Origin of the sequence: Mycolicibacterium chlorophenolicum (genome assembly GCF_001044235.1) — a bacterium.
Classification (GTDB): Bacteria; Actinomycetota; Actinomycetes; order Mycobacteriales; family Mycobacteriaceae; genus Mycobacterium; species Mycobacterium chlorophenolicum.
Genome location: NZ_JYNL01000051.1, coordinates 104569 through 128911, shown reverse-complemented (window position 1 = coordinate 128911; position 24343 = coordinate 104569). Strand labels below are relative to the sequence as shown.

General features: G+C 70.0%; 23 protein-coding genes, 3 tRNA genes and 1 pseudogene. 13 read left to right on the top strand and 14 right to left on the bottom strand.

The features are described from left to right. Window positions 1-64: 64 nt before the first annotated feature. The 10 genes and pseudogenes from MCHLDSM_RS20270 to MCHLDSM_RS20230 form a co-directional block, all read right to left on the bottom strand. Window positions 65-2461: a lysylphosphatidylglycerol synthase transmembrane domain-containing protein gene (locus MCHLDSM_RS20270; protein WP_048471708.1), complete on the bottom strand. Its 2397-nt coding sequence runs from the start codon at window positions 2459-2461 to the stop codon at window positions 65-67. A gap of 27 nt (window positions 2462-2488) precedes the next feature. Next, on the bottom strand, window positions 2489-2791 hold the full coding sequence (locus MCHLDSM_RS20265; RefSeq protein ID WP_048471707.1) for a hypothetical protein: 303 nt from the start codon (window positions 2789-2791) through the stop codon (window positions 2489-2491). Window positions 2792-2919: 128 nt separating this feature from the next. Next, window positions 2920-3219 carry a hypothetical protein gene (locus MCHLDSM_RS20260; protein WP_048417729.1) on the bottom strand — a complete coding sequence of 100 codons (300 nt, stop codon included), beginning with the start codon at window positions 3217-3219 and terminating at the stop codon, window positions 2920-2922. Window positions 3220-3333: 114 nt separating this feature from the next. After that, a complete protein-coding gene (gene recD, locus MCHLDSM_RS20255) occupies window positions 3334-5004 on the bottom strand; it encodes an exodeoxyribonuclease V subunit alpha (protein WP_048471748.1) in 1671 nt (556 codons plus the stop codon). Window positions 5005-5006: 2 nt separating this feature from the next. Continuing rightward, complete coding sequence (locus MCHLDSM_RS20250) at window positions 5007-5909, bottom strand: NYN domain-containing protein (protein ID WP_048471706.1); 903 nt, start codon at window positions 5907-5909, stop codon at window positions 5007-5009. Beyond that, window positions 5906-9211: an exodeoxyribonuclease V subunit beta gene (gene recB, locus MCHLDSM_RS20245; protein WP_048471705.1), complete on the bottom strand. Its 3306-nt coding sequence runs from the start codon at window positions 9209-9211 to the stop codon at window positions 5906-5908. Before recB ends, MCHLDSM_RS20250 begins: the two co-directional genes overlap by 4 nt. After that, window positions 9211-11546 (bottom strand): annotated as a pseudogene (gene recC / locus MCHLDSM_RS38555) (exodeoxyribonuclease V subunit gamma); the annotation flags it as partial. The gene recB and the pseudogene recC, both read right to left, overlap by 1 nt. A gap of 1 nt (window position 11547) precedes the next feature. Continuing rightward, a partial coding sequence (locus MCHLDSM_RS40500) for an exodeoxyribonuclease V subunit gamma (RefSeq protein WP_412178259.1) occupies window positions 11548-12578 on the bottom strand: 1031 nt, incomplete at its 3' end. A gap of 6 nt (window positions 12579-12584) precedes the next feature. Further along, window positions 12585-13202 (bottom strand): HD domain-containing protein, encoded by a 618-nt coding sequence (locus MCHLDSM_RS20235; protein ID WP_048471704.1) that lies wholly within the window; start codon window positions 13200-13202, stop codon window positions 12585-12587. Between the two features lie 105 nt (window positions 13203-13307). Further along, window positions 13308-14021 carry a DUF3060 domain-containing protein gene (locus MCHLDSM_RS20230; protein WP_053083039.1) on the bottom strand — a complete coding sequence of 238 codons (714 nt, stop codon included), beginning with the start codon at window positions 14019-14021 and terminating at the stop codon, window positions 13308-13310. Window positions 14022-14129: 108 nt separating this feature from the next. Here MCHLDSM_RS20230 and MCHLDSM_RS20225 point away from each other — a divergent pair, with 108 nt between their 5' ends. After that, window positions 14130-15233 carry an NAD(P)/FAD-dependent oxidoreductase gene (locus MCHLDSM_RS20225; protein WP_048471702.1) on the top strand — a complete coding sequence of 368 codons (1104 nt, stop codon included), beginning with the start codon at window positions 14130-14132 and terminating at the stop codon, window positions 15231-15233. On the opposite strand, the gene MCHLDSM_RS20220 is transcribed toward MCHLDSM_RS20225, so the two are convergent. Continuing rightward, on the bottom strand, window positions 15211-16212 hold the full coding sequence (locus tag MCHLDSM_RS20220; protein ID WP_048471701.1) for a magnesium transporter CorA family protein: 1002 nt from the start codon (window positions 16210-16212) through the stop codon (window positions 15211-15213). The genes MCHLDSM_RS20225 and MCHLDSM_RS20220 overlap by 23 nt on opposite strands. 4 nt (window positions 16213-16216) lie before the next feature. Continuing rightward, window positions 16217-16918: a crotonase/enoyl-CoA hydratase family protein gene (locus MCHLDSM_RS20215; protein ID WP_048471700.1), complete on the bottom strand. Its 702-nt coding sequence runs from the start codon at window positions 16916-16918 to the stop codon at window positions 16217-16219. A gap of 245 nt (window positions 16919-17163) precedes the next feature. Here MCHLDSM_RS20215 and MCHLDSM_RS38185 point away from each other — a divergent pair, with 245 nt between their 5' ends. Beyond that, entirely contained in the window at window positions 17164-17307 is a 144-nt protein-coding gene (locus MCHLDSM_RS38185) for a hypothetical protein (RefSeq protein WP_156455022.1), read from the top strand. Between the two features lie 2 nt (window positions 17308-17309). Here MCHLDSM_RS38185 and MCHLDSM_RS20205 read toward each other — a convergent pair whose 3' ends face one another. Then, window positions 17310-18329: a phospholipase effector Tle1 domain-containing protein gene (locus MCHLDSM_RS20205; RefSeq protein ID WP_048471698.1), complete on the bottom strand. Its 1020-nt coding sequence runs from the start codon at window positions 18327-18329 to the stop codon at window positions 17310-17312. 159 nt (window positions 18330-18488) lie between these two features. After that, window positions 18489-19205 carry an MBL fold metallo-hydrolase gene (locus MCHLDSM_RS20200; protein WP_048471697.1) on the bottom strand — a complete coding sequence of 239 codons (717 nt, stop codon included), beginning with the start codon at window positions 19203-19205 and terminating at the stop codon, window positions 18489-18491. A 134-nt stretch (window positions 19206-19339) separates the two neighbouring features. On the opposite strand from MCHLDSM_RS20200, the gene MCHLDSM_RS20195 reads away from it, so the two are divergent. The 11 genes from MCHLDSM_RS20195 to rplA all read left to right on the top strand — a co-directional run bounded on the left by MCHLDSM_RS20195 (window position 19340) and on the right by rplA (window position 24221). Next, window positions 19340-19412 (top strand) — tRNA-Thr (locus tag MCHLDSM_RS20195). A 25-nt stretch (window positions 19413-19437) separates the two neighbouring features. Continuing rightward, window positions 19438-19511, top strand: a tRNA-Met gene (locus tag MCHLDSM_RS20190). 38 nt (window positions 19512-19549) lie between these two features. Continuing rightward, window positions 19550-19717 carry a 50S ribosomal protein L33 gene (gene rpmG, locus MCHLDSM_RS20185; RefSeq protein WP_003929651.1) on the top strand — a complete coding sequence of 56 codons (168 nt, stop codon included), beginning with the start codon at window positions 19550-19552 and terminating at the stop codon, window positions 19715-19717. A gap of 69 nt (window positions 19718-19786) precedes the next feature. Then, window positions 19787-20266 (top strand): (3R)-hydroxyacyl-ACP dehydratase subunit HadA, encoded by a 480-nt coding sequence (hadA, locus tag MCHLDSM_RS20180; RefSeq protein ID WP_048471696.1) that lies wholly within the window; start codon window positions 19787-19789, stop codon window positions 20264-20266. Further along, a complete protein-coding gene (gene hadB, locus MCHLDSM_RS20175; protein ID WP_048471695.1) occupies window positions 20253-20681 on the top strand; it encodes a (3R)-hydroxyacyl-ACP dehydratase subunit HadB in 429 nt (142 codons plus the stop codon). Before hadA ends, hadB begins: the two co-directional genes overlap by 14 nt. Before the next feature lie 10 nt (window positions 20682-20691). Then, window positions 20692-21258 (top strand): (3R)-hydroxyacyl-ACP dehydratase subunit HadC, encoded by a 567-nt coding sequence (gene hadC / locus MCHLDSM_RS20170; RefSeq protein ID WP_048471694.1) that lies wholly within the window; start codon window positions 20692-20694, stop codon window positions 21256-21258. 125 nt (window positions 21259-21383) lie between these two features. Beyond that, window positions 21384-21456: transfer RNA gene (locus tag MCHLDSM_RS20165), tRNA-Trp, on the top strand. Between the two features lie 90 nt (window positions 21457-21546). After that, window positions 21547-22002 carry a preprotein translocase subunit SecE gene (gene secE / locus MCHLDSM_RS20160; protein ID WP_048416949.1) on the top strand — a complete coding sequence of 152 codons (456 nt, stop codon included), beginning with the start codon at window positions 21547-21549 and terminating at the stop codon, window positions 22000-22002. 49 nt (window positions 22003-22051) lie between these two features. Beyond that, window positions 22052-22885 (top strand): transcription termination/antitermination protein NusG, encoded by an 834-nt coding sequence (gene nusG, locus MCHLDSM_RS20155; RefSeq protein WP_048471693.1) that lies wholly within the window; start codon window positions 22052-22054, stop codon window positions 22883-22885. 57 nt (window positions 22886-22942) lie between these two features. After that, a complete protein-coding gene (gene rplK / locus MCHLDSM_RS20150) occupies window positions 22943-23371 on the top strand; it encodes a 50S ribosomal protein L11 (protein ID WP_043405614.1) in 429 nt (142 codons plus the stop codon). A gap of 142 nt (window positions 23372-23513) precedes the next feature. After that, a complete protein-coding gene (rplA, locus tag MCHLDSM_RS20145) occupies window positions 23514-24221 on the top strand; it encodes a 50S ribosomal protein L1 (protein ID WP_048471692.1) in 708 nt (235 codons plus the stop codon). Window positions 24222-24343: the final 122 nt, after the last annotated feature.

The following is a 24343-nucleotide window of genomic DNA, read 5'->3' as shown; positions in this document are numbered from 1 at the left end:
TCCTGGTCGCTGTGAGCGAGAAATCGCAACCCGGAACGCTATTCCGGCGCACAGGGGGGGGTGGTCAGATCATGTCGCGGCGGGTGAGCCAGCGCATGATCGGCCAGCCGATGAACACCGGCAGCCAGCACGTCAGGATCCGGTACAGCAGCACCGAGGGCACCGCGACCGCGGCGGGCACGCCGAACGCGGCGAGACCGCCGATCAGCGCGGCCTCCACGGCGCCGACACCGCCGGGCGTCGGCGCCGCCGAGGCCAGCGTGCCGCCGACCATCGTCACGATCGTGACTGTGACGAAGCTGGCGTTGCCGCCGAACGCCTCGATGCTCGCCCACAGCGCCAGCGCCGCACCGAGAGTCGTTGCCGCACAACCCAGTATGATCAGCGCGAGCCGCTTCGGCTCGCGGGCCAGCTCGACCAGGTCGTCGAGGACCTCCTTGAGCCGCGGCCGCACCGCGGTGGCCAGCCAGCGCCGCAGCTTGGGTACGAACAGGAACACCCCGACCGCGCCCAGCGCCGCACCGGCGATCAGGTACAGCACCGTGGCGCCGGGCACGAACCGGGACAGGTTCGCCGACGCACCCGCGGCGGCACTGAAGATGATCAGCAGCGTGATGTGGGTGAGCACCTGCACCGACTGCTGCAGCGCCACCGCCGTCGTCGCCCGCAGCGCGCCCAGCCCGCCCTTCTGCAGGAACCGGGTGCTCAGCGCGAGCCCGCCGACGCCCGCGGGTGTGGTGGTCGCGGCAAACGTGTTGGCCACCTGCATGATCGCGAGATTGCGGAAGCTGACCAGGCCGTCCGCGCACGCCCACAGCGCCGCGCCGGCACCCAGGTACTTCAGCGCCGAGACCAGCAGCCCGGCCACCGCCCACCACCAATTCGCCGACCCCAGTTCGGAGAAGAACACCGGCACCGAGCTGATGAACGGATAGGCGACATAGACGAGCGCCACCAGCAGCACCGTCTGGATCAGCTGGCTGCGGGTGAAACGCGTGATCGTCGCGGTGGTGATCTGGTCGGCCCCGGTCTGGCGCTTGACCTCCTCCCGCGCCGCCGACATCACCGAGCCCGCGTCGCGCACCGAGTTCCGGAGACCCTGGTGCATCGCCGCTTTGGTGAGCCGGCGGGAGGCGGCGAGGACAGCGTCGTTGCCGAACACCGTGATCGCGGCCGCCACCGCCTTCTCGGCGCCGTACAGGTCGGTGGTGGTGACGAGGAGCTGCGCGATGTCGGTGTGCAGATGTGCCTCGGAGGCACCGTATTCGGCGAGGGCGAAGCCGCCGAACTGCGGGGTGCCGTCGACGACGGTGATCTCCTTGCTGCGCAGATCACCGTGCGAGATCTGCTGACTGTGCAGGATTCCGAGCGCGTCCCAGACCCGGCTGACGGGCGTGTGTTCGGCGCAGGCGTCGAGGGGCGTCCCCCGCGCCGGCCGGTGCGCGTAGAGCGTCCAGCCGCGTTCGAGCGCCGACACCGCGATCGGCGAGGTGTTCGCCAGCGCCAGATCGCCGACCGCGATGGCCATCAGCGCACGGTGTTCCACCGCCCGGCGCATGGACGTCTGCAGCGGCGCGGTCTCGCTGTCGCGCAGCCGCAGCTTGCGCCAGAACTGCCGCAGGAAGCCGCCACCGCGCTGATGCGGCCCGTACAGTTCGACGACCGCGTCGCCCTCGTCGGGGTCGCCGTGGTCGACGGTACGGTCCTGAGTTGCGGTGAGCACCATGGGTCCTCGTCCCGCCGGCCGGACCACGCGCAGCGCTGCCACCCGGAAGCCGCGCCGCGCCATCGCGCGAGCGGCGCCGTCGAGAGGGACTTCGAGCGCGGGGGTGCCGACGACGAGGACGACCAGGGCGCCGACGAACCAGCCGACCGACAGGCCGAGCAGCGACCGGGCCGGCACGACGGCGCTGACGACCAGGTGGATCGGCACGAACGCCAGCAGCAGCGCCCACCACCAGCGTCGCCACCGCGCCGGCAGCCACGGACCCGACACCGTCAGCACCGCCGCGAGCATCCCGATCCAGCGCGGATCGTCGAGGAACTGCGAGAGCACGGTGTCGAGCCGCTCGCTGAGGTCGAAATGCCACTGCGGCGCCGCGATGCCGTTGCCGGTGATGGACAGCAGCAGGATCGCGGCGATCCCGGCCGCCGCGTACGCGCCCAGGAGTTTCCACTGCCGCGCGACGATCAGACCGATCAGGATCACGAAGGGCAGCGCGAGAATCGCGATGCCGTAGATCAGGTAGACGGTGTTGGACTGCGTGGGGCTGAGCACGCCGACGATCTCGGAGATCGACTGTTCCAGCGCTTCCCATTCGTTGCGGGTGATCAGCGAGCTGGTGATGACGACGACGAGGAAGATCCCCGAGAGCGCGAGCCGCAGAATGTCGTTGGTGCGCCGGGTCAGTGGTTGGAGCAGGCTCCCCGAGACGACGATGTCCCGCCCGTCAACGCGCATGGCTCAACGATCATAGCGGCTGACCCCTCACTTCACGGTGACGTAGACCGTCTGGTTGCTGATCGACCGGAAGTTGTCGCCCTGTGAGGTGGCGAACGGCACGCCCTGACGGACGTCCACGCCGTGGGTGATGGACACGACCGACGCGTCCCGCAGCGGGGTGCTGGAGAGCCGCGTGACGATCACGCGGTTGCCCTGGTCCTCGAGCGCCATGATGGTGGCGTCGGCTTGACCGGCGCCGGTCGGTGCGGCGAGGGCCGGGCCGGCCAGGCTCAGTGCCGCGGCGGCCAGTCCGGTGGCGATGCCCGCGAGGACGGTGGTCTTGGTCATGGTGGTGCTCCTTCGTGTCGACGACGTTGTCTTGCTGCGTGGTGTGGCCCTCTCGGCCCACCGTTACAGCTGGTTCCACGAAAAAGGGGCGCCCTCGGTTCGAGGGCGCCCCGATTTCGTCGAGCGGGTTATCGGACCGTGACGTACACGGTCTGGTTGCGCACCGTGCGGTTGTTGTCGCCCTGCGAGGTCGCGAAGGGCACGCCCTGCGGGATCGCGGGGCCCCGGGTGACCGAGACGACGGACGCCTTGTCCAGCGGCGTGCTCGACTGGCGGGTGACGACGACGCGGTTGCCCTGAGCCTCCAGCGCGCTGATGGTGTCGGCGGCGTTGCCGCCGGTCGGGGCGGCCAGCGCGGGGGCAGCCAGTCCGACCAGGCCGGCGGTCAGCGCGGCTGCAGCGGCGGTGGTGACGGTGAACTTCTTCATGATCGGGCCTTCTTCGTGGGTTGATCTTGGTGATCTGACCTACGAAACCGGCGGGTGCCCGGGTTCATTTCGGCTGGCAGAAATTGACCGACCGTTGGCAGAAAGTGCGCCCCGTCAGGCGAGGCGGCGGGCCAGTCCGGAGGCGCGCACTGCGCGCCGGGCGACGGCCGCCCGCACCGACGCCTCCGTGCCGACCACCCGCACGCGCGACTTCGCGCGGGTGACCGCGGTGTAGAACAGCTCGCGGGTCAGCAGCCGCGACTCCTCGGCGGGCAGCAGCACGGTCACCTCGTCGGCCTGGCTGCCCTGGCTCTTGTGGATCGTCATCGCGTGCATGGTCTCGACGTCGGACAGCCGGCCGGCGGCGAACTCCTGCTCGCCGATCGCCACGGTCAGCGACTCGCCACGCACGACGGCCACCCCGGTGTCGCCGTTGTAGAGCCTGCGCCCGTAGTCGTTGGCCGTCACCAGCACCGGTCGCCCGGCATACCAGTCCGCCCAGATCGGCTCGCCGGTCGCGTCGGTGAGCCACCTCTCGACCTGACGGTTCCAGTACGCGACGCCCGAGGGGCCGCGACGGTGGGCGCACAGCAGCCGGTGCTCGTCGAGCGTGCCGGCCGCCGCCCGCGCATCACCGAGGATCGCCGCCTCCCGCAGCCGCAGCGCGTGCGGCAGCAGCACGGGCCGCAGCCGTTCGCCCGGATCATCGACGGCCAGCCACTCGATGTGCTCCCCGCCGTCACGCAACACCTCGACCGCCCGGTCGGCGTCGCCGTCACGGATGGCCGAGGCCAGCGTGCCGATGCTCGCCCCGAACCGGTGCGAGGTCTGCAGCGCCGCGATGCGCACGCCGGTGCGGGCGCCCAGACCGTCCACGAGGTCGGCCAGCACCGCGCCCGCCTCCACCGAGGCCAGCTGGTCGGGGTCGCCGACCAGGATGAGCCGGCTGTCGGTGCGCACCGCCTCGAGGAGCCGGGCCATCAGCGTCAGCGACACCATCGACGTCTCGTCGACCACGATGACGTCGTGCGGCAGCCGGTTCTCCCGGTGGTGTCGGAAGCGCGACGCGTTGTCCGGCCGCGGCCGCAGCAGGCGGTGCAGTGTCGAGGCCGTCAGCTCCGGTAGCCGGTCGCGGTCCTGGGCGTCGAGTTTGTCGAGTTCCGCGCGCACCGCTTCGAGCAGACGTGCCGCCGCCTTGCCCGTCGGGGCAGCCAGCGCGATGCGCAGCGGCGGCCGGCCCGCGAGTGCGGCCTGCTCGGCGAGCAGCGCGAGCAGCCGCGCGACCGTGGTCGTCTTCCCGGTGCCCGGCCCGCCCGTCAGCACCGTGAGCGATTGCGCCAGAGCAACTTCCGCGGCGCGACGCTGCTCTTCCCACCCGGCGGGGAACAGCCGCTCGAGGCCGGGCACCGCGGCGGGCAGCGGCGAGGCCAGCAGCGCCAGCACGTCGTCGCGGACCTGCTGCTCCTCGCGCCAGTACCGGTCGAGGTAGAGCAGGTCGGCGCTGCGATCGGACATCAGATGCAGCACCTGCTTGTCCACCAGCGGGCTGGCCTGCACGGCCCGCAGCCAGGTCTGCGGTGCGGGCCAGGGCAATTCGGGCTGACCGACCTGCTGGGCGACCGATCGCAGATCCACGCACACCGAGCCGGCGCGTACCGCCCGCACCGCGAATGCCACCGCCAGGGCCACGGTCGGGTCCGACTCGCCGGTCAGCGTCGAGAGCCGCTGCGCCACATGGACATCGGCGGGTTCGAGCAGCTCGTCGAACGCGTCGAGCGTCGTCACGGTCACGGTGATTCCCCCCGCAGCCGGACCCGGCGGGCCGTCGAACTCTCGTCGAGCTCGACGAGGTCGTCGTGCGAGCGCAGGAATTCGCTGAACGACTTGTAGCCGAGCGACTTCTCGGAGAACGACGGGTCCATCCGCTTCATCTGGGCCTTGACCGCCGAATTGTGCAGCCAGTCCACGTCGTCCTTCTCCAAACCGATGTGCAGCGCGCGGGTGAGCAGTGCCGTCGCCGCATCCAGCGGGTCGGGCTCGTCCTCGGGTTCCACCGGGGTGTTGTCCTGCACCTTCGGGCGTCGGCCACGCTTCTTCGGCGGCGTCTCGGGCCGGGGCTCCTCGGGTTCGAACACCGGGACGCCGGGCAGCGCGTCGTAGGTGACGAACTCGTCGCACGCGGCGGCCAGCGAGCGGCTGGACGAGCCCGCCACCCCGATGCCGACGACGTAGCGGCCGAGACGCTTGCAGCGCTGCGCCAACGCGATGTAATCGGAGTCGCCACCGACGATCACGACGTGGGTCAGGTCCGGGAGCCGGAACATGTCCTCGACCGCGTCGACGGCCAGGCGGATGTCGGCGCCGTTCTTGCCGTAGGCGGCGGCCGGGAACAGCTGCACCAGATCGACGGCGCGGCCCACCAGTTGGTGCCGGTAGTTCGCGTTGACGTCGGACGACCAGTCGGCGTACGCGCGGGTGAGCACCAGCGTGCCGAACGACGACGCGAAGTCGACGATGGCGCCGACGTCGACGGTGGCGCGCCGCAGCTTGTCCGCGAACTCACCGGCACCGTCGTCCCGCGACCGGTCGCGCTGGTACGAGTTGCGGCCGTTGACCTGGTCGTAGCGGCTGATCACGATGTTGTCGAAGTCGAAATAGACCGCGACGCGGGAGGTCGAAGAATCCGTCATCGCACCAGTGTCTCCGAGTGGGCGGCGCCATCGAGCAGATTCGACACGGCCTCGATCAGTTCCGCGGGCGGCCGCCAGCTGAACACCCCGGCCGGATGCCCGTCAACCACCGGTGTGGCCGGCCCGCACATGCCGCGCACGAACAGGTACAGCACCCCTCCCAGGTGACGCTCCGGTGTGTACCCGGGCAGCCGCCATCGCAGGAAGCGATGCAGCACAACGCAGTACAGCAGCGCCTGCAGCGGGTAGTCGGAGTGCAGCATGGCCTCGGCCATCCGCGGCTGCCCGTAGTCGGCGGCGGTGAGGGCGCCGCCCGGGTCGCCCAGCCAGTTCGTCTTGTAGTCGGCGACCAGGTAGCGGCCGTCGATCCGGAGCACCACGTCCAGCGACCCCGTGAGGTACCCCTTGAGCGACTGGGCGGCCAGCGCGCCGCTGGACAGCCGGGCGGCGTACCCCGAGAGCGGGTCGTCGGGCGGCAGATGGGCGCGCAGCAGCGCGCCGACGTCGGCCAGGGAGATCGTCGGCGTGGCCCCGCGCAGATCGCCGCCGGCGAGCGGGAACTCGAAGTCCAACTCCCGCAACCGGTCCCGCAACCCGACCGCCCGCAGTGTGGCGCCGGGCGCCAGCGGTCCCAGCGGGGTGTCGTGCATCGGGATCAGCGCCGCGGCCAGGTCGGCCGGTGCGACGTCGACCGGCCACCACAGCGCATGCCGGCGGATCTGGGTCTCGAGTTCGGCCGCCAGATCGGCGGCGAACGGATCGGCGGTCTCCAGCACCGCGTGCACCAGCGTGCCGAACGTGGCGCCGGTCGGCAGGTCGGCCATCGGGGACGCGAGGTCAGCACCGAGGGCGCCCGACTCGGACACCGGGACGTCGGCGACCTCGTCGTCGAGCTCGGTCACCTCCGGTTCGCTCGACACCCCCGGCGCCTCCTCGGCCGCGCGGATCAGACCCGAGTACGACGTCCGGCGCCACGAGGTGTCGATGCGGCGGTGGAAGTGGCGGGCGTCCAGATCGTCTCGGACAGGCGCCTTCACGACCTGCGTCGGGGAGGCGATGACGGATTCCTCGAGCACCGGTCCGCCGGCGTCGGCCCATGCCCGCAGCAGCGCCATCGCGTCCGGATCGTCGATCCGGGGCGGGTCGCAGCGATCGGGCACCACCGCCTCGCCCGGGCGGCGCCCGCGCAGCAGCCGCGACAGGCCGCCGTTGGGTTCGTCGTTGGACGGCGCCCACCACGCGACCACCTGCGACTGCGCCCGCGTCATCGCGACGTAGGTGAGCCGGACGTCGTCACCTGCCGCCTCCCGGCGGCCCCGGCGCTGCACGTCGTCGTGGTCGGGGCTCTGCTCGCCGCCGATGTGCAGGCAGCGGGTGTCTCCTTCGTGGTAGAGCACCACGTCGCGGGTCTGGATGTTGCGGTTGAACGCGAACGGCAGATACACCACCGGGAACTGCAGCCCCTTGCTCACCCACACCGTCATGATCTGCACGGCGGCCGCGTCGCTGTCGAGCCGGCGGCTGCGTTCGATCGCACCGCCGCGTTCCTCGCGCTGGGTGCGCAGCCAGTCCCGCAGCGCCGGCAGGCTGAAGTGTTCGCGGTGCGCGGTCTCCTGCAGCAGCTGGGTCAGGTGCGCCAGGTCGGTCATGTGCCGTTCGCCGTCGACCCAGGACAGCACCCGCTCGCCCATGCCGGCACGCTGAGCCGCCTCGAACACCGCCGCCACGCCGCGTTCCCGGGCGTGGTCGGCCCAGCCGCGCAACGTCTCGGTGATCCGATCGGTCAACCGGTCACCCTGCGCGACAAGGGATTGCGCCGTCTCCCCGAAGAACATCGTGGTGGCCGCGGCGCGCACCAGGCCGGAGCGGTGCGGCTGGTCGAAGGCTTCGAGCAGGCACAGCCAGTCGTCGGCGGCGGGGGAGGCGAACACATCCGAGTCGCCGGTGTAGACGGCCGGGATGTTCGCGGCGGTCAACGCCTCGAAGCAGGCGCGGCCATCCCGGTGGCTCTCCACGATCACCGCGATGTCGCCGGGGACCAGCGGTTCCCCGCAGAACGTCGCACCGCCGGCGAGCAGCGCAGCGATGTCGGCGGCCATGTCCCGGGGGATGTGGCGGCGGAGCCGGTCGATCGGGATGACCTTGTCCGGGCGGACCCCGAACTGGTCGCGGGTGACCACCCGCAGCCGGAACGGCGCGTTGTGCGGCGCGCCCGCGAGGCGGTGCGCGGCGTGCGCGGCGGCGACCGGGCGCACCACGATGCGCGCATCGCCGAGCCGGGCATCGCGCATCACCGCCTGCAGGCTGTCGACCAGCGGTCCGTCGCTGCGGTAGTTGGTGCCGAGCGTGCGCTGGTGGCCCGCGGTGGCGGCGGCATGCAGATAGGTGACGATGTCGCCGCCGCGGAAGGCGTAGATCGCCTGTTTCGGGTCGCCGATCAGGATCACCGTGGAGTGTCCGCTGAACGCGCGGTCGATCACCTGCCACTGCACCGGATCGGTGTCCTGGAACTCATCGACCATCACGATCGACCAGCGCCGCCGCATCCGGGCGCGGGCGGGGGAGTCGTCGGCCTCCAGCGCGTCGGCCAGCCGGGACAGCAGGTCGTCGTAGTGCAGGATGCCGAGCCGGCGCTTGCGCTTCTCGAGTTCCGCGCACACCGCGGTCGCGAACTCGACCCGCACCGCCGGGTCCGTGCCGGGCGCCGGATCGACCGGCCGCAGTTCGGTGTGGGCACCGCCGACGACCTCGCGCGCCAGGTGCAGCGCGGCGTCGTAGGACAGCAGCGGCTCGTCGCGTTCCTGGCCGAAGTGCGCGAGATACAGATCGTCGACGATGTCGGACACCACGTCCTCGAGGCTCTCGACCAGCTGCACCCCGGAATCGGTGTCCCCGGCCACGCCCAGGCTCCGCAGCACCAGCTGGCAGAACTGATGCGTGGTCGCGATGGTGGCGGCGTCGAACCCGGCCAGCGCGTCACGCAGCCGCTCCCGCCGCACGTCGACCTCGTCGGGAGTGCCCGACACCAGGTGGGCGAGCAGCGCGTTGTCTCCCGCGCGGGACGGATCGCCCAGCGCCAGAAGGGCATCGAGGATCTGGGCGCGCACCCGCTCGCGCAGTTCCTGGCTGGCCGCGCGGCCGAACGTGATCAGCAGCATCTGGTCCAGCGTCGCCACGCCCTCGGCCAGATAGCGGGTGACCAGCCCGGCGAGGGTGAACGTCTTCCCGGTGCCTGCGCTGGCTTCCAGCACCGTGGTGCTGCGCGGCGCCGGCAGCGGACCGAGCAGATCGAACGGTTCCATCAGTCGAGGGTCCTCTCCGCGCGCAGCATCGGGGACCACAGCCGGCCCGCGTAGCCCGGCAGGCCCGCGGCCACCAGATCCACCAGCGGACGGCCGTGACCCCAGACCCTCACGTGGGCGGGTTCGGCGTCCTCGCCGGGATACTTGCCCGACTTCCACTTCCAGCCCGCTTCCCGCGCCGGTGCCCCGCGGTGGTGGTCGGTCTCGGCCCACGCGTAGGACGTCTTGGGCGGCAACGGAATCGGGGCGCGGCGGCCCTCGTCGTACATCGCGACGAGATCGGCGAGCACCCCGGTGGCGTCCTCGGGCGGACCGAGCAGCCGCTGGCGCGGCGAATCGCCGCGCTTGGCCCGGCCGATGCACACCGCCGTCCAGTCGTGGCCGGGATGGCGGGCGGTCAACGCCACCAACCGGATCCACGATTCGAGAAGATGCCTGCCGTCGAGCTTGGAGTACGTGACGGCCACCAGGCGCTCGCCGTGGACCCGCGGCACCGTACCCGTCACCCGCCGGCCGGCTCCGACGGCGACGTCGACGTCGAACGCGCGCGGCGCGGGCGTGCGGTGCTGTTGGGCCGCGGCCGCCAGGGCCGCCACCCGCCGCGCCAGTTCCTGGGCCTGCCGCCACCCGAGCCGCCCGGGCGGCAGCGAGCCGCGGCGCCATTCGGCCTGCTGCGCCTGCGCGGGGGTCATCCCGCGCAGCATGTCCTCGAGCATCCGGTCGCCGATCTTCCATTCCGCCAACGCGTCGATCTCGACGGGCATCCCGTCCTCGACGGCGTCGACGTCCCAGGGCAGCGTGTAATCGAGGGCCCGGAAGAAGCCCTTGACCGGGTCCTTGAAGAAGGCGATGAGATCGTCGAGCACGACGTCGTCAGCCGGCGGCGTGGGCAGAGGCGCACCGATCAGTGGTGGCTTGGCGGTGCGCTCGGCGGTCGCGACCTTCGCGGCGGTCAGCGCGGTGGTGTCGAACGTGAACGGCTCACCCGGCGGTGCACCCAGCGCTCCCGGCGTGACGTTGCGAACATCGAACGGCTGCAACGGATGCCGGATGTGGACATGGTCGCGTACCGGTCGGGGTGTGGTGACGTCGAGGACGTCGAGCAGCTCGACGAGCGGCACCGCGGGCGGTTTGCGCTGCCCCGAGTACTCGTTGGCGCCGGTGTAGGTGATCACCAGCCGCTCCGTGGCCGAGCCGATCGCGTCGAGCAGCAACTGGCGGTCCTCGGAACGGCTGTCCCGTTCCCCGGTCATCGGATCGCGGGCGAGTGCGTCGTCGCCGTCGGTCACGCCCTGGCGGGGGAACACCCCGTCGTCGAGACCCACCAGGCACACCACCCGGTGGGGCACCGAGCGCATCGGCACCATCGTGCAGACGGTCAGCGTGCCGGTCCGGAAGTTGGCGCGGGTGGGCCGGCCGGCGAGGTGACGGTCCAGCAGCGCCTTGACATCGGCCAGGCGCAGCAACGTCTCGGCCTGCGCTCCGGCGTCGGTGAGGATGTCGGCGAACTCCCGGTCGACCTGGGCGCCCTGCCACGCATCGGCGTCCGGGGCGGCGGTGAGCTGGTCGAGCCCGGAGCGCAGCGCCGTCAACCATGCGCGCAGAGTTTTTGTGCCGCTGAGGTTCTCGACACCGATGCGGAGCTGCTCGATGTACTCGGCCAGCCGGCCCGCCAGTTCCACCCGGTTGCTGCCGACATCGTCGAGGGGCAGTGTGGTGTCCAGCCAGGCGTGGGCGTCCTCGGACATCGCGACCCCGGCCAGCACCCGGTCGATGCCGAACCGCCAGGTGTTCTGCACGAAGTCGACGCCGTAGGGGTGGCGGTGCTCGCGGTCGAAGCCCCAGCGGATGTTGGCCTCCCGCACCCAGTCTCCGATGACGTCGAGGTCGTCGTCGGTGAAGCCGAACCGGAACCGGACCGGGGCCGCCTCGGCGAGGTTGAGCACCTCACTGGCGGTGGCGCGCCCACCGGCCAGCGCGAGCAACTGAGAGGCCACGCCCAGCAGCGGGTTGGTCTGGGTGAGCGCCCGGTCGGCCAGCTTGACGCGCAGCCGGTGGGCCGGATGCGCGCCCGTCACGACGTCGCCGAGACCGAAGCCCGCCACGATCAGCGGTGCGAAGGTCTCGATGTCGGGGCACATGACGAGGATGTCGCGCGGTTCGAGCGTGGGATCGTCGGTGAGCACACCGAGCAGCACCTCCCTCAGCACGTCGATCTGCCGCGCGGGTCCGTGGCAGCTGTGCACCTGGACCGAACGATCGGCGGCGTCGAACGAACGACCTTGCGCACGAACGGCATTCGCCGCGATATCGGACTGCAGCCAACCCAGCAGCGNCGCGCGGGTCCGTGGCAGCTGTGCACCTGGACCGAACGATCGGCGGCGTCGAACGAACGACCTTGCGCACGAACGGCATTCGCCGCGATATCGGACTGCAGCCAACCCAGCAGCGTCGGCGGACGGTCGGCGGAGCCGAGAAAGGAGTCCGACGCGGGGGCGGCCGGCAGGGCACGCTGCAGTTCACGCAGATCGCGGCCCAGCGCCGCGAGCAGCGGGTGACCGACGGCGCGGTGCGACGTGTCGGTGCGGCGCGGCACCGGCCCGTGGCTGTCCCTCAGCGCCACCCACAGATCGTCGCTGGGGTGCGGTAGCCACAGGTGCAGCTCGTGGTGCGCGCCGAGCGCGTGCAGCAGTTCGATCTCGGTGAGCGGCAACCGGGTGTGACCGAACAGCGACAACCGGCTCGGTAGATCGGTGGCGGAGTCCCGCAGCCGCGCAACGGCTTTGGCGTGCCGGACGGGCGGGGGGTCGGCGTCGACCCGGGCCAGCAGCGCGCGGTAGAGCTCGGGTTGCCACCTCAGGTCCGCGTCGAGCGCGTCGGTGCGGCCTTCGGCCCAGTCGACCAGCAGCTGCGGACGCTGTCGGGCGTAGGAGGCGAACAGGCCGGCGATCCGGCGGGCCACGGCGTAGCGGCGGCCCTGGCGCAGCTCCCTCTCCTCGCCCTGCTCGGTGTGGCCGAGGTGCGCGGCCAGCGTGGCGCACCACGGCTGGTCCAGCGAGCCGTCGATGACACCGAGCAGCGGCCAGACCATGGCGTCGGGCGCCCACGGGTCGTCGTCGGAGGTACCGGTCAGGTCGGCGACGAGCGAGCGCGGATGGCGGAAGACGATGCCGGCGCACACCCCGTCCTGGCCGTCGCCGCGGCCCAGGATGTGGGACAGCCGCTGGCTCAGCCAGCGTTCGGTGCCGCGCGCCGAGACCAGCACGAGGTCCTCGGCGAACGGGTCGGGGGGCGCAACGGCAAGCATCGAACCCAGGCCGTCGGCGAGCAGGTCGGTGCGATCGGCCCGATGGAGATGTAGCGCCATCGGGACTCAGACTACGACGGTGCGCTCCCGCTGTGTCACGAGGCGGGCCAACTCGTCGACCACGCGGCCCAGTTCGTCGACCATCCAGCTGCCGGCGCCGCGGCGACGGTAGGCGGTCAGCAGCTCGCGGTAGTACCACAGATGCTGCTGCGGGTCGGTGACCGTGAACCGCTGCCACAACTTCGGGCCGACGTCCCGGTAGTCGCGCAGCATCGCTCGGGCGTTGTCGAGTTTGTCGGCGACCGATACCAGCAGGGTGTCGGCACCGACCTCGTCGAGGTGCGCGATGTAGCGCTGCTTGCGTTCCCGCCACGGCGGCTTCGGGGTTTCGTCGGTGTCGCTACATTCGTCGACGATGCGGGCCACGTCCGCGCCGAAGTTCGCCCGGATCTCGGTCAGCGTCGCCGGTCCGCCGGCGTCCTCCACGGCGTCGTGCAGCAGCGTGGCGATCGCCTGCGTCTCAGTGCCACCGGCGTCGATGACCAGCCCGGCCACCGACAGCAGGTGCCCGATGTATGGGGCGCCGCCGCCCTTGCGCAGCTGGGTGTGGTGCTTGAGCTCGGCGAAGACGAGAGCTTTGGCGAACTGACCTGTCAGTCGCGGGTCGGTGGTGCCGGCGCCCATGGCGTCTCCTTCCTCCAGCGCACGCCCATGCGCGGCGAGCGTGCACGAACTCCCGGTTGCGTGCGGTGTGTCGGGTACAGACACGCACGCTCGCGGCAAGGGGGGTCAGCCGCGTTCGATGACGTTGCCCGTGCCCGATTGCGAGGTCTGCGGGTCGCCGCTGCGGTAGGTGACCCTGTTGTCGAAGCCCGAGGCGCCGATGGTGCCGGCCGACTCCACCGTGAGGGTGTTGTCCATGCCCGACACCGTCACCGCCGCGCAGGAGCCCTGCACCTCGATGGTGTTGTTCATGCCGCTGATGCTCACGGTGCCCTGGTTGCAGATCACCGTCTGCTTCTTGCCGACGCCGCCGATCGACAACGAACCGCCCGCCTCGACCGTGAGCACCTCGTCGGTGGGGCCGACGCCGGGGATCGACGGGATCGACGGGATCGACGGCATGGCAGGCATCGACGGCATGGCCGGCATCGTGGGCACGGCGACCGAACCGCCGCCACCGGACACCCCGGTGGTCGGGGATGTGCCGACGACGAAGTAGATGACGACACCGACGATGCCCGCGACGACCGCGACGCCGACGACGAGCGGGATCAGCCACAGCGCGGGCTGCCCCCGTTTGTGCACGACCTGCTGCGGCGGGGCGTAGTAGGGGGAGCCGTACTGGGGGTAGGGCGGGGCCTGGTAGGGGGCGGTCGGCGGGGCGCCGTACGGAGGAGGCGGGAGCGGCGCGGTGGCGCCCATCTCGGTGGCGCCGGCCTGCTCGGCGAGCGGCCGCTCGAGGTCGCGGATGCGGGCCTCAGGGTCCCCTGTTGGCTCCATGCGCCGATGCTCGCACACCGGGCGGCCGCGCTCAACGGATCTGACCAAACCCTGACCAGTTTGCTCCGGCCGCGGTTGGGCCGCTCCCGCACGTGGTACCCAGAGGCCATGGTGGCACCGGGATTCCTCGCCATCGGCAGTGGTCCCGCGGGGGTCAGCGCGGCCGAGACGTTCCGCGCACGGCACCGGCACATCCCGGTGCGGATCCTGTCCACCGACCCGGCGCTGCCGTATGCCAAGCCGCCGCTGAGCAAACAGTATCTGTGCGGCCGGCCCGCTGAGCTGGACCTGCACAGCGCAGGATGGTTCGACCGCAACGACATCGACCTGATCCTCGGCGTCACGGTCGACCGCATCGACCTCGCGGCCCAGGAGGTCGTCACCGCCGGCGGGATGCGCTACCCGTACTGGCACCTGGTGCTGGCCTCCGGTTCCCGCGCGGTGCCGTTGACGGTGCCCGGTGCGGAGCGGGCGCTGCCGTTGCGGTCGTTCGCCGACGCGGTCGCGCTGCGGATGGCGGCGCGGCACGCAGGCTCGGCGGTCGTGATCGGGGCCGGGTTGATCGGCTGCGAGGCGGCGGCCTGCCTGGCCGAGTGCGGGGTCGACACCACGGTCGTCGCGCCGGAGCCGGTGCCGTTGGCCCGCCGCTTCGGCGTCGACGTGGGCGAGCGCGTGGTCAAGATGCTCTCCGATGCCGGGGTGCGTTTCGTCGGGTCGGCGCCTGCCGCGGCCGTCGGGGACATCGGGGTGACCCTGGCCTCCGGCGAGGAGGTCGAGGGCGAGCTCGTCGTCGCCGCGACAGGGGTCCGGCCCGACGTGCGGCTGGCTGTCGAGGCGGGCCTCGACATCCGCGAGGGCCGCGTCGTCGTCGACGAACACATGCACACCTCGGCGCAGAACGTCTTCGCCGCCGGGGACATCACGCTGGCGCACAACGTCGCCGCCGGGCGCGCGGTGGCCGCCGAACACTGGCGCGACGCCGCCCAGCAGGGCCTGGTCGCGGGACTGACCGCCGCGGGCTACCCGGCGTCGTGGGACACGGTGCCCGGATTCTCCTGCACTATCGGCGCTTTCACGCTCAAGTACCGCGGCTGGGGCGCCGGCTGGGACGCGTGCGCGGTGTCCGAGCGGCGCAACGGGTTCACCGCCACGTACTCCGGTGCCGGCGCCGTCCTCGGAACACTGGACGCTACAGCCAGTCCCGCCGCTTGAACATCACGTACAGGACGAGCACCAGCACCACGATGATCGCCGAGCTGGTGAGGAATCCGGCGACAGTCTCGATACCGGGATAGTCCACGTTCTGGCCGTAGAACCCGGTGATCGCCGTCGGCACCGCGATGATGGCGGCCCAGCCGGTGAGCTTCTTCATCACGGTGTTCAGCCGCGCGTCTTGCAGCGACAGGTTGGTCTCGAAGACGGTGGTGACCATGTCCCGCAACGACTCCGTCCACTCGGAGACCCGCAGCACGTGGTCGTACAGGTCGGCGTAGACGGGGTCCAGCTCCGGTGCGGTCTTGGCGTCGAGCCGGCGATGCTGGATCGCCGAGACCACCTCGCGCATCGGCAGCACCACCCGGCGCAGCGCGACCAGATCCTTGCGCAGCTGGAACGTCTTGCGCTGCAGTCCCTTCCGGGGGGTCTCTTCGGCGAACAGATCGTCTTCGAGGCTCTCGATCGCGTCGTCGAGCACCTGCACCGCGGTGAAGTGCCCGTCGACCACCACATCGAGCAGACCGTGGACCAGCGCGCCCACCCCGTACTCCTGGCCGCCGAGCTCGTCGAACCGGCGCGACACCTCGTCGATGTCGAAATGCGGTGACAGCCGGACGGTGATCAGCCCACGCGGCAGCACGAAACCCGAGATCCGGTGCACCTCCAGCAGCGACGGCGACGCATCCCCGGGTGCGGTGTCGGGCGCCTCGGTCATCGTGACGCCGTACACGGTGAAGAACGTGTGGGTGCGGTAGACGACGGCCTTGGTGCGTTCGGCGTCGGCGAGCGCGTCTTCGACGGCCCACGCGTTCAGATGCAGTTCCTCGGCGAGGTCTTTGAGGATCGCGTGGTCGGGATCGTAGATGTCGCACCACACCAGGGTGTCCTCGGCGGCCAGGCAGTCGGAGATCGACGAGAACACGAAGTCGTCCTGGGGCTCGCCGTGTCGCCAGGTCCGGCCGCGCACGTGGGTCACGTGCCTACCCCAGGCTGAATTCGGTTGCCAGGCCGTCGATTCCGGCCTGGATCGCGTCCAGGGCGGGCTTGCGGGCCTTGAGTTTGGTGGCCAGGTGCGCTCCGGCGTGCAGCGTCGCCGCCGCCTCCGCGGCCACCTGCTGGGCGCGGGCGAGGACCTGGTCGGCCTCGACGATCTCGTCGAGCCAGCCGCCGGCGATCGCCTCGTCGCCGACGAATGTCGCGGCCAGTGCGGTGCCCCGCTCGAACGCCGCCGGGGTCAGCCGCATCCGCATGATCTCGATGGCCGAGATCGGGATGGTCATGCCGATGGCGACCTCGATGGCCTGGCAGCGCGACTTCGGCGCGCCGACGCGGTGATCGGCCGACAGCAGCAGGAAGGATCCCATCGCGATCGCCGGTCCGGTGGCCGCGATGATCACCGGTACGGGGAACGTCAGCGTCCGCACCGACAGCCTGAACCCGCCCGCGAGCATGTCGTGCGCGGCGGCGGCGTCACCGGACTGGAACACCGCGAGGTCGAAGCCGCCGCTGAACACCCGGGCGTTGCCGGCCAGCACGACGGCTTTGGCCTTGTCGGCCTCGGCCCGGTCCAGCGCCTCGTTGATGGCGGCCTGCATCGCCGGTCCCAGCACGTTGACCTTGCCGTCGTCCAGGGTGATGGTGGCGACGGAGTCGGCGAGTGCGTAGGAAACGGTGCTGGTCATGGTGGCTCCTGGGGGCGGTGGGTCGGGCGGATCGAAGGTAGCACCGGCGGGCAGGAGCGAAGCGACCCGGGAATGGCGCCGGCGAGAGAGGCCTTGACGACCCGGGAAACTACCCGCGCCGCTGCGGCACAGCGGCACGCGATACACGTAGCCGACTACGCACGACCCCGGCCGTGCACGTCCCTAGCGTTCCTGTCAGCGCGGCGGAACGAGGGGTCGCCGCGCTCCAGACGAAGGAGGACATCATGCGCGTCACCAGAAGGCAGTCGGCCGACGATCTCGGATCCGAGCGGCGCACCCGCCGCACGAAGAAGTCGAAGCGTCACGACGGCAACGGAATTCCGAAGCTCGGGCTCTGGGAGTGCGGGATCGGATCAGGCTGGAAGTAGCGCTAGGACGCCGAGGCCAGTTCGGGTTGCGCGGCGGACGTCTCGATCGGCGATGGGGCAGCCATCAGACGTTCGCCGCGCGCCACCCAGTCCGGATCGGCCCACTCGATGCAGGCCGGAAGCCGGCGCCAGTACGACGGGTGCGCCCGCAGGTAGCAATCCACGCTGGCGTGCACGGCGGCGCCGGCGGGGATGCGGCGCAGGGAGACCGGGTGGGTGCTCCCGGCCAGTGCGTCGACGGCACAGGGGGCAGGTGTCTGGTGGCGGGCCGCGTCGGCGACCTCGAGCCCCGCGGCGACCGCGCCGTCGAGCACCCAGTCCAGCGCGATGTCCGCCAGCGGCGCGCAGGCGTGTCTGCCGCGGGTGATATCGCAGTGCGCGCCGCGGAACCACACCTCCTCCACCTCGGGGCCGGTGTGGCCGAGCGGTACCGGGGCCACCCGCGCGTCGATGGCCAGCGCGTGGCGCGCCGCGCCGACCCGGGAGAGCGGGTCGGGGCCGCTGCGGCGCGGAAGGCCCGGCACGCCGAGGGTGTCCCACAGCCCGAGGAATTCGACGCCGACCGACGCGTCGGCGCATCCGCTCAGCGCGGCGGCGAGTCGCCCGACGCGCTGCCAGTCGGCAGGCTCCCGCGGGGTGCGGGGTACCGCGTAGGTGGCGAGCACGTACTCGCGCAGTTCGGGTGCCGGGGCGTCTGCGGTGGAGGACAGGACGCCGACGGTGCCCAGCAGTCGGGTGAGGGCCCGCGCGCAGTACCCGCCGCGACCGGCCCCGAACACGAACACGCGATCCCCGGACTCCCAGTGCTCGGCCAGATATTCGTAGGCCTCGACCACATGGGCGCGCGCCACGTCGACCTCGCGGGCCCGTCGCCGGCGCAGGCTGCGCACGGGCGGTTGGTCGCCGGTGGTGCCGATCGACGACCAGACGATCTGCCGGTCGGAGCGGAAGAGCAACTCACCGAGCGCCGCGGCGTTACCGCGATAGCCGGACTGGTCGAAGCACAGCGCGATGTTCTTCACGAGGACCCCCCGACGCGATCAAGCGGTGAGCGCTGTCTTAGGAGTTTGCCAGAATGGTGGCTCGTTGTCTTCGAATTGCCGCGTCAATCCCGCTGGTGGCCGCGGCATTCGCTCAGATCAGCTAAATAAAGCGCGGGTCCTGCGCAATTGACGAATGCGTCAGGCGCCCATCAGTGTGCGCCACTGCTCGAGGTTGCTGGCGCGGTAGACGTAGTTGGTGCGACGCACGTTGGTCAGCGGCGCGCTGGGCTGCGTCGAATACCAGTGCCCCGGGAACACCGTCGGGTCGCCGGGCAACTGTGCGAGCGCCTGCAGACTGCGGAACATGTCGTCGACGTTGCCGCCCGGGAAGTCCGTCCGACCGCATCCGTCGAGGAACAGGGTGTCCCCGGCGACCAGCCGGCCGTCGAGCAGGAAGCACTGGCTGCCCGGGGTGTGTCCGGGGGTGTGCAGCAGTTCGATGTCGATGTCACCGACGCTGACCGTGTCGCCGTGCCGATGCGCGGTCAGCTCGCTGCGGGCGATACCGGTGACGCGGGAGACCCACTCGGCTTCCTCGGCGTTGACGTGGACGGGCACGCTGACCCGCTCCAGCAGCTCGGCGAGCCCCTTGAGCTCGAAGCCCATCATCGAACCCCCCACGTGGTCGGGATGATGATGGGTGACCAGCACCCCCGACAGCGTCATGCCGTCGGCCTCCAGCACGTCCACCAGATCCTGCGCGGCGTAGGCCGGATCGACGACGACGGCGTCGCCGGTCTCCCGGTCCCCGATCAGGTACGCGAAATTGCGCATCTGCTGGGCGATCATGTCGCCGGTGGCGAAATCTCGGCCCGAGAGCAGCTGTTTGAAGTAGAGGCGGTCGGAGTCGGCCATGCCGGTCAGCGTAGGCGGTCAGCCGCAGAGGCCGGTCGCGAGCCGACAGTGACCAGCGGTTTGGCGCCGCAATCGGTGAGAATGTACCCTCTTTAAGGCTCGTCGCTTGGCGATGCGCCGAGTACGCGAGACAGGCCCCCTTAGCTCAGTCGGTAGAGCGTTTCCATGGTAAGGAAAAGGTCAACGGTTCGATTCCGTTAGGGGGCTCGGTGGACCGCTGCACGGTCCGCGGGGCGGTGTAGCTCAGCTGGTTAGAGCGCACGACTCATAATCGTGAGGTCGGGGGATCGAGCCCCCCCACCGCTACAAGAACTAACGAGACGTAGAAGAAAGAGACGACTGCCGTGGCCTCCAGTACCGACGTACGGCCCAAGATCACCTTGGCGTGCGAGGTGTGCAAGCACCGCAACTACATCACCAAGAAGAACCGCCGCAACGATCCCGATCGCCTCGAGATCAAGAAGTTCTGCCCGAACTGCGGCAAGCACCAGGCCCACAAAGAGTCGCGCTAGGCGGCACGACCGGCCCGGGCGCCGTCGGATGCACGCCGCGCCGCGCCTGACTAGGTAGGTTCATCAGTCGTGTCTTTCTTGGACGAATACGTCGGGTTGCACTACCGCCATCCCGACCATTACGTCGTCGGACGCGAGAAGATCCGCGAGTACGCCACCGCCGTCAAGAACGACGACGCGGCCTTCTTCGACGAGAAGGCCGCCGCCGATCTGGGCTACGACGGGCTGCTGGCGCCGCTGACCTTCATCTCGGTGTTCGGTTATCAGGCGCAGTCGGCGATGTTCGCCGCCGCCAAGATCGGCATCACGGACGCGAAGATCGTCCAGGTCGACCAGGCGCTGAAGTTCGTCCGTCCCATCAAGGCCGGCGACACCCTGCACTGCGACGTGTGGATCGAATCGGTCCGCACGGCCCACGGCACCGACATCATCGTCACCAAGAACATCGTCAGCAACAGCAACGGCGAGGTCGTACAGGAGTCCTACACCACCCTTGCGGGGCGGAGTGAAGAAGACGGAGAGAGTGGCTTTTCCCATGGCACTGCGTGAGTTCAGTTCGGTCAAGGTCGGCGATCAGCTGCCCGAGAAGGTCATCACGTTGACCCGGGCGGACCTGGTCAACTACGCCGGAGTCTCCGGTGACCTCAATCCGATCCACTGGGACGATGAGATCGCCAAGCAGGTCGGCCTGGACACCGCGATCGCGCACGGCATGCTGACCATGGGTCTGGGTGGCGGGTACGTCACCTCCTGGGTGGGCGACCCGGCCGCCGTCACCGAGTACAACGTGCGCTTCACCGCCGTCGTCCCCGTCCCCAACGACGGCAAGGGCGCCGAGATCGTGTTCAACGGTCGAGTGAAATCCGTTGATCCCGAATCGAAGTCGGTGACCGTGGCGCTGAGCGCCACCGCCGGCGGCAAGAAGATCTTCGGCCGCGCCGTCGCCACGGCGACGCTGGCGTAGGCGGCGCGTCATGGCACTCAAGATCGACATCAGGGGCATGGTCTGGAAGTACCCCGAGCCGTACGTGGTGGGTCACGAGCAGATCCGCCAGTACGCCAACGCCGTCAAGGCGACCGATGCGACGAGCCACAGCCTGGAGGCGGCGCGGGCGGCGGGTCACGAGGCGCTGATCGCACCGCCGACGTTCATGTCGATCTTCGCGGTGATGATCCAACGGCACTTCTTCCAGCACAACGACCTCGGCTTCGAGACCCTGCAGATCGTCCAGGTGGACCAGAGGTTCCAGTTCCACCGGCCCATCAAGGCGGGTGACGAGCTCGAGGGAACGCTGTACGTCGTGAGCGTCGACGAACGTTTCGGCGCGGACATCGTCACCACCCGCAACACGCTGATCGATCAGCACGGCGAGCTGGTCATGGAGTCGTTCACGACGCTGATGGGCCACAGCGGCGAGAATTCGATCTCCGCTGGGTGGGATCCCGAGACGGGTCAGGTGATGCGCAAACCCGTCGTGCACGACGACACCGAGGACACCGCGGACGCTGCCGCCCAGGCCGTGCCGGCCGGAACGGATTAGTAACTCGGACCTGCGGCACGCTACACTCGGTCCTCGGGGTTTTCCCAGTTGAGCGCGCTGTCCGTCGGGGTTCTTTCACCGAACGGGGGGCGCGCGAATTGTGTGGGCCCTGCAGGGAACCCTCTAGGGGCGTAGCTCAACTGGCAGAGCAGCGGTCTCCAAAACCGCAGGTTGCAGGTTCAAGTCCTGTCGCCCCTGCTCAACTGAATACACGACACGTGGGCCCGCTGGCCGGTTCTGGATACTGGACAGTGACCCACCAACCGGACGATCACGAGGGAGCACGCGGTGAGCGACGAGCGCGACGGTGCCAGCTCCGCAGGCACCGACAGCGGCGCGGAGACCGACGGCGGTGACGCGCGCGCGCAGACCGCGGTCGTGACGCGCCCGCTGCGACCCACCGGCAAGCGGTCGCGGCGCGGGGCGGTGGCCGAGGTCGACACCGAGGACACCGACACGGAGCCCGAGACCGACAGCTCCGGCGGCAAGGACGACGGCAAGGGCCCGAAGGCGAAGAAGAAGACCGCCAAGAAGCCCAAGGACGGCCCGTCCCGCAACCCGTTCGTCTTCATCTTCAACTACCTGAAGGAAGTCGTCGCCGAGCTGCGCAAGGTCATCTGGCCGAACCGCAAGCAGATGGTCAGCTACACCACGGTCGTGCTCGTGTTCCTGGTGTTCATGGTGGCGCTGATCGGTGGGGTCGACCTGGGCCTGGCCAAGCTTGTGACGCTGGTGTTCGGCTGACCTGAGGTCGGCCAACGCCACGCAATGACATCTGAGAGAGGACTGACACGTGACTAGCTTCGACGGCGAGACTGCCGCGAGCGTGTCCGAGGCGCGCGCCGAAGCTGCCGATCCGGCGGTCGTGATCGCTGACGAGGCCGCCGAGCACCTCGACGAGAGCACCGCGGCCGAAGCGGTCGAGGATGCGCCGCTGGACATCACCGACGAGACCGCGGAGGCCGACGACGCCGCCGAGGCGCCGGCCCCCGAGTCCGACGAGGAAGAAGACCCGGCCGTCGCGCTCAAGAAGGAACTGCGCCTCAAGCCGGGTGACTGGTACGTCATCCACTCCTACGCCGGCTACGAGAACAAGGTGAAGGCGAACCTCGAGACCCGCGTGCAGAACCTCGACGTCGGCGACTACATCTTCCAGGTGGAAGTGCCCACCGAAGAGGTCACCGAGATCAAGAACGGCCAGCGCAAGCAGGTCAACCGCAAGGTGCTGCCCGGCTACATCCTGGTTCGCATGGAGCTCAACGACGAGTCGTGGGGCGCGGTGCGCAACACCCCCGGCGTGACCGGTTTCGTCGGCGCGACCTCGCGGCCCTCGCCGCTGTCGCTCGACGACGTGGTGAAGTTCCTGCTGCCGCCCGCGGCCGCGAAGAAGCCGGCCAAGAGCACGGCCGGCGCCGCCGCGTCCTCCGAGGCGTCGATGGAGCGCCCCGAGATCCTGGTCGACTTCGAGGTCGGCGAGTCCGTCACCGTCATGGACGGCCCGTTCGCGACGCTGCCGGCCTCGATCAGCGAGGTCAACGCCGAACAGCAGAAGCTCAAGGTGTTGGTGTCGATCTTCGGCCGCGAGACGCCCGTCGAACTGACCTTCAACCAGGTCGCCAAGATTTAAGCCGGGCCCCTCGGCCGCGAGGAAGCCCACGAGAAAAAAGAAGGAACGCACGCAACCATGCCCCCGAAGAAGAAGGTCGCCGGGCTGATCAAGCTGCAGATCCAGGCCGGGCAGGCCAACCCCGCCCCGCCGGTCGGTCCCGCGCTCGGCCAGCACGGCGTGAACATCATGGAGTTCTGCAAGGCCTACAACGCGGCGACCGAGTCGCAGCGCGGCAACGTCATCCCCGTGGAGATCACGGTCTACGAAGACCGCACCTTCACGTTCGCGCTGAAGACGCCGCCTGCCGCGAAGCTGCTGCTCAAGGCCGCCGGAGTGCAGAAGGGTTCGGGTGAACCGCACAAGACCAAGGTCGCCAAGGTGACCTGGGATCAGGTGCGCGAGATCGCCGAGACCAAGAAGGAGGACCTGAACGCCAACGACATCGATCAGGCCGCCAAGATCATCGCCGGCACCGCCCGGTCGATGGGGATCACGGTCGAATAAGACGGCGTGGTCTCACGTTGAGACTGCGGTGAAGGTAGCGAGATCCGGCGACGGACCGCCCTGAGCGCAGGATCGACGACGTAATCCGTGGGAGAGCTGGCATCGGCTCGTCAACCACTGACTCTGAACAAGGAGAGAAAAAATGAGCAAGAACAGCAAGGCCTACAAGGAAGCCGCCGAGAAGGTCGACAAGACCCGGCTGTACACGCCGCTGGAAGCCGCGAAGCTGGCCAAGGAGACGGGCTCGAAGAAGCAGGACGCCACCGTCGAGGTCGCGATCCGGCTGGGCGTCGACCCGCGCAAGGCCGACCAGATGGTGCGCGGCACGGTGAACCTGCCGCACGGCACCGGTAAGACCGCCCGCGTCGCGGTGTTCGCCGTCGGTGACAAGGCCGAGCAGGCACTGGCCGCCGGCGCCGACGTGGTCGGCAGCGACGACCTGATCGAGAAGATCCAGGGCGGGTTCCTCGACTTCGACGCCGCGATCGCCACGCCCGACCAGATGGCCAAGGTCGGCCGCATCGCCCGCATCCTCGGCCCCCGCGGCCTCATGCCGAACCCGAAGACCGGCACCGTGACCCCGGACGTCACCAAGGCCGTGAACGACATCAAGGGCGGCAAGATCAACTTCCGCGTCGACAAGCAGGCCAACCTGCACTTCATCATCGGCAAGGCGTCGTTCGACGAGAAGTCGTTGGTGGAGAACTACGGGGCCGCGCTCGACGAGATCCTGCGCGCCAAGCCGTCGTCGTCGAAGGGCCGCTACCTGAAGAAGGTCGTCGTCTCGACGACCACCGGACCGGGCATCCCGGTGGACCCCGCGGTGACCAGGAATTTCACGGAGGAGTAACCCTCCCAGGAGTGCTTCTCGACCACCGCAACCGTCCGGCCTGACCCGAACCGCCGCCCCCCACGAACGGGGGCTCAGGTGCGCGGGCCGGACTTCGGGGGTCGCATCCCCCAGTGAACCCC

Excerpts from the sequence above, each read along its gene's own strand:
- MCHLDSM_RS20260 (WP_048417729.1), bottom strand. The coding sequence starts at position 3,219 with ATGAAGAAGTTCACCGTCACCACCGCCGCTGCAGCCGCGCTGACCGCC.
- MCHLDSM_RS20265 (WP_048471707.1), bottom strand. The coding sequence starts at position 2,791 with ATGACCAAGACCACCGTCCTCGCGGGCATCGCCACCGGACTGGCCGCC.
- MCHLDSM_RS20215 (WP_048471700.1), bottom strand. The coding sequence starts at position 16,918 with ATGACCAGCACCGTTTCCTACGCACTCGCCGACTCCGTCGCCACCATC.
- MCHLDSM_RS38185 (WP_156455022.1), top strand. The coding sequence starts at position 17,164 with ATGCGCGTCACCAGAAGGCAGTCGGCCGACGATCTCGGATCCGAGCGG.
- MCHLDSM_RS20235 (WP_048471704.1), bottom strand. The coding sequence starts at position 13,202 with ATGGGCGCCGGCACCACCGACCCGCGACTGACAGGTCAGTTCGCCAAA.
- MCHLDSM_RS20225 (WP_048471702.1), top strand. The coding sequence starts at position 14,130 with ATGGTGGCACCGGGATTCCTCGCCATCGGCAGTGGTCCCGCGGGGGTC.
- hadC (WP_048471694.1), top strand. The coding sequence starts at position 20,692 with ATGGCACTCAAGATCGACATCAGGGGCATGGTCTGGAAGTACCCCGAG.
- MCHLDSM_RS20200 (WP_048471697.1), bottom strand. The coding sequence starts at position 19,205 with ATGGCCGACTCCGACCGCCTCTACTTCAAACAGCTGCTCTCGGGCCGA.
- rplK (WP_043405614.1), top strand. The coding sequence starts at position 22,943 with ATGCCCCCGAAGAAGAAGGTCGCCGGGCTGATCAAGCTGCAGATCCAG.
- MCHLDSM_RS20230 (WP_053083039.1), bottom strand. The coding sequence starts at position 14,021 with ATGGAGCCAACAGGGGACCCTGAGGCCCGCATCCGCGACCTCGAGCGG.
- hadB (WP_048471695.1), top strand. The coding sequence starts at position 20,253 with ATGGCACTGCGTGAGTTCAGTTCGGTCAAGGTCGGCGATCAGCTGCCC.
- recB (WP_048471705.1), bottom strand. The coding sequence starts at position 9,211 with ATGGAACCGTTCGATCTGCTCGGTCCGCTGCCGGCGCCGCGCAGCACC.
- MCHLDSM_RS20250 (WP_048471706.1), bottom strand. The coding sequence starts at position 5,909 with ATGACGGATTCTTCGACCTCCCGCGTCGCGGTCTATTTCGACTTCGAC.
- rplA (WP_048471692.1), top strand. The coding sequence starts at position 23,514 with ATGAGCAAGAACAGCAAGGCCTACAAGGAAGCCGCCGAGAAGGTCGAC.
- MCHLDSM_RS20270 (WP_048471708.1), bottom strand. The coding sequence starts at position 2,461 with ATGCGCGTTGACGGGCGGGACATCGTCGTCTCGGGGAGCCTGCTCCAA.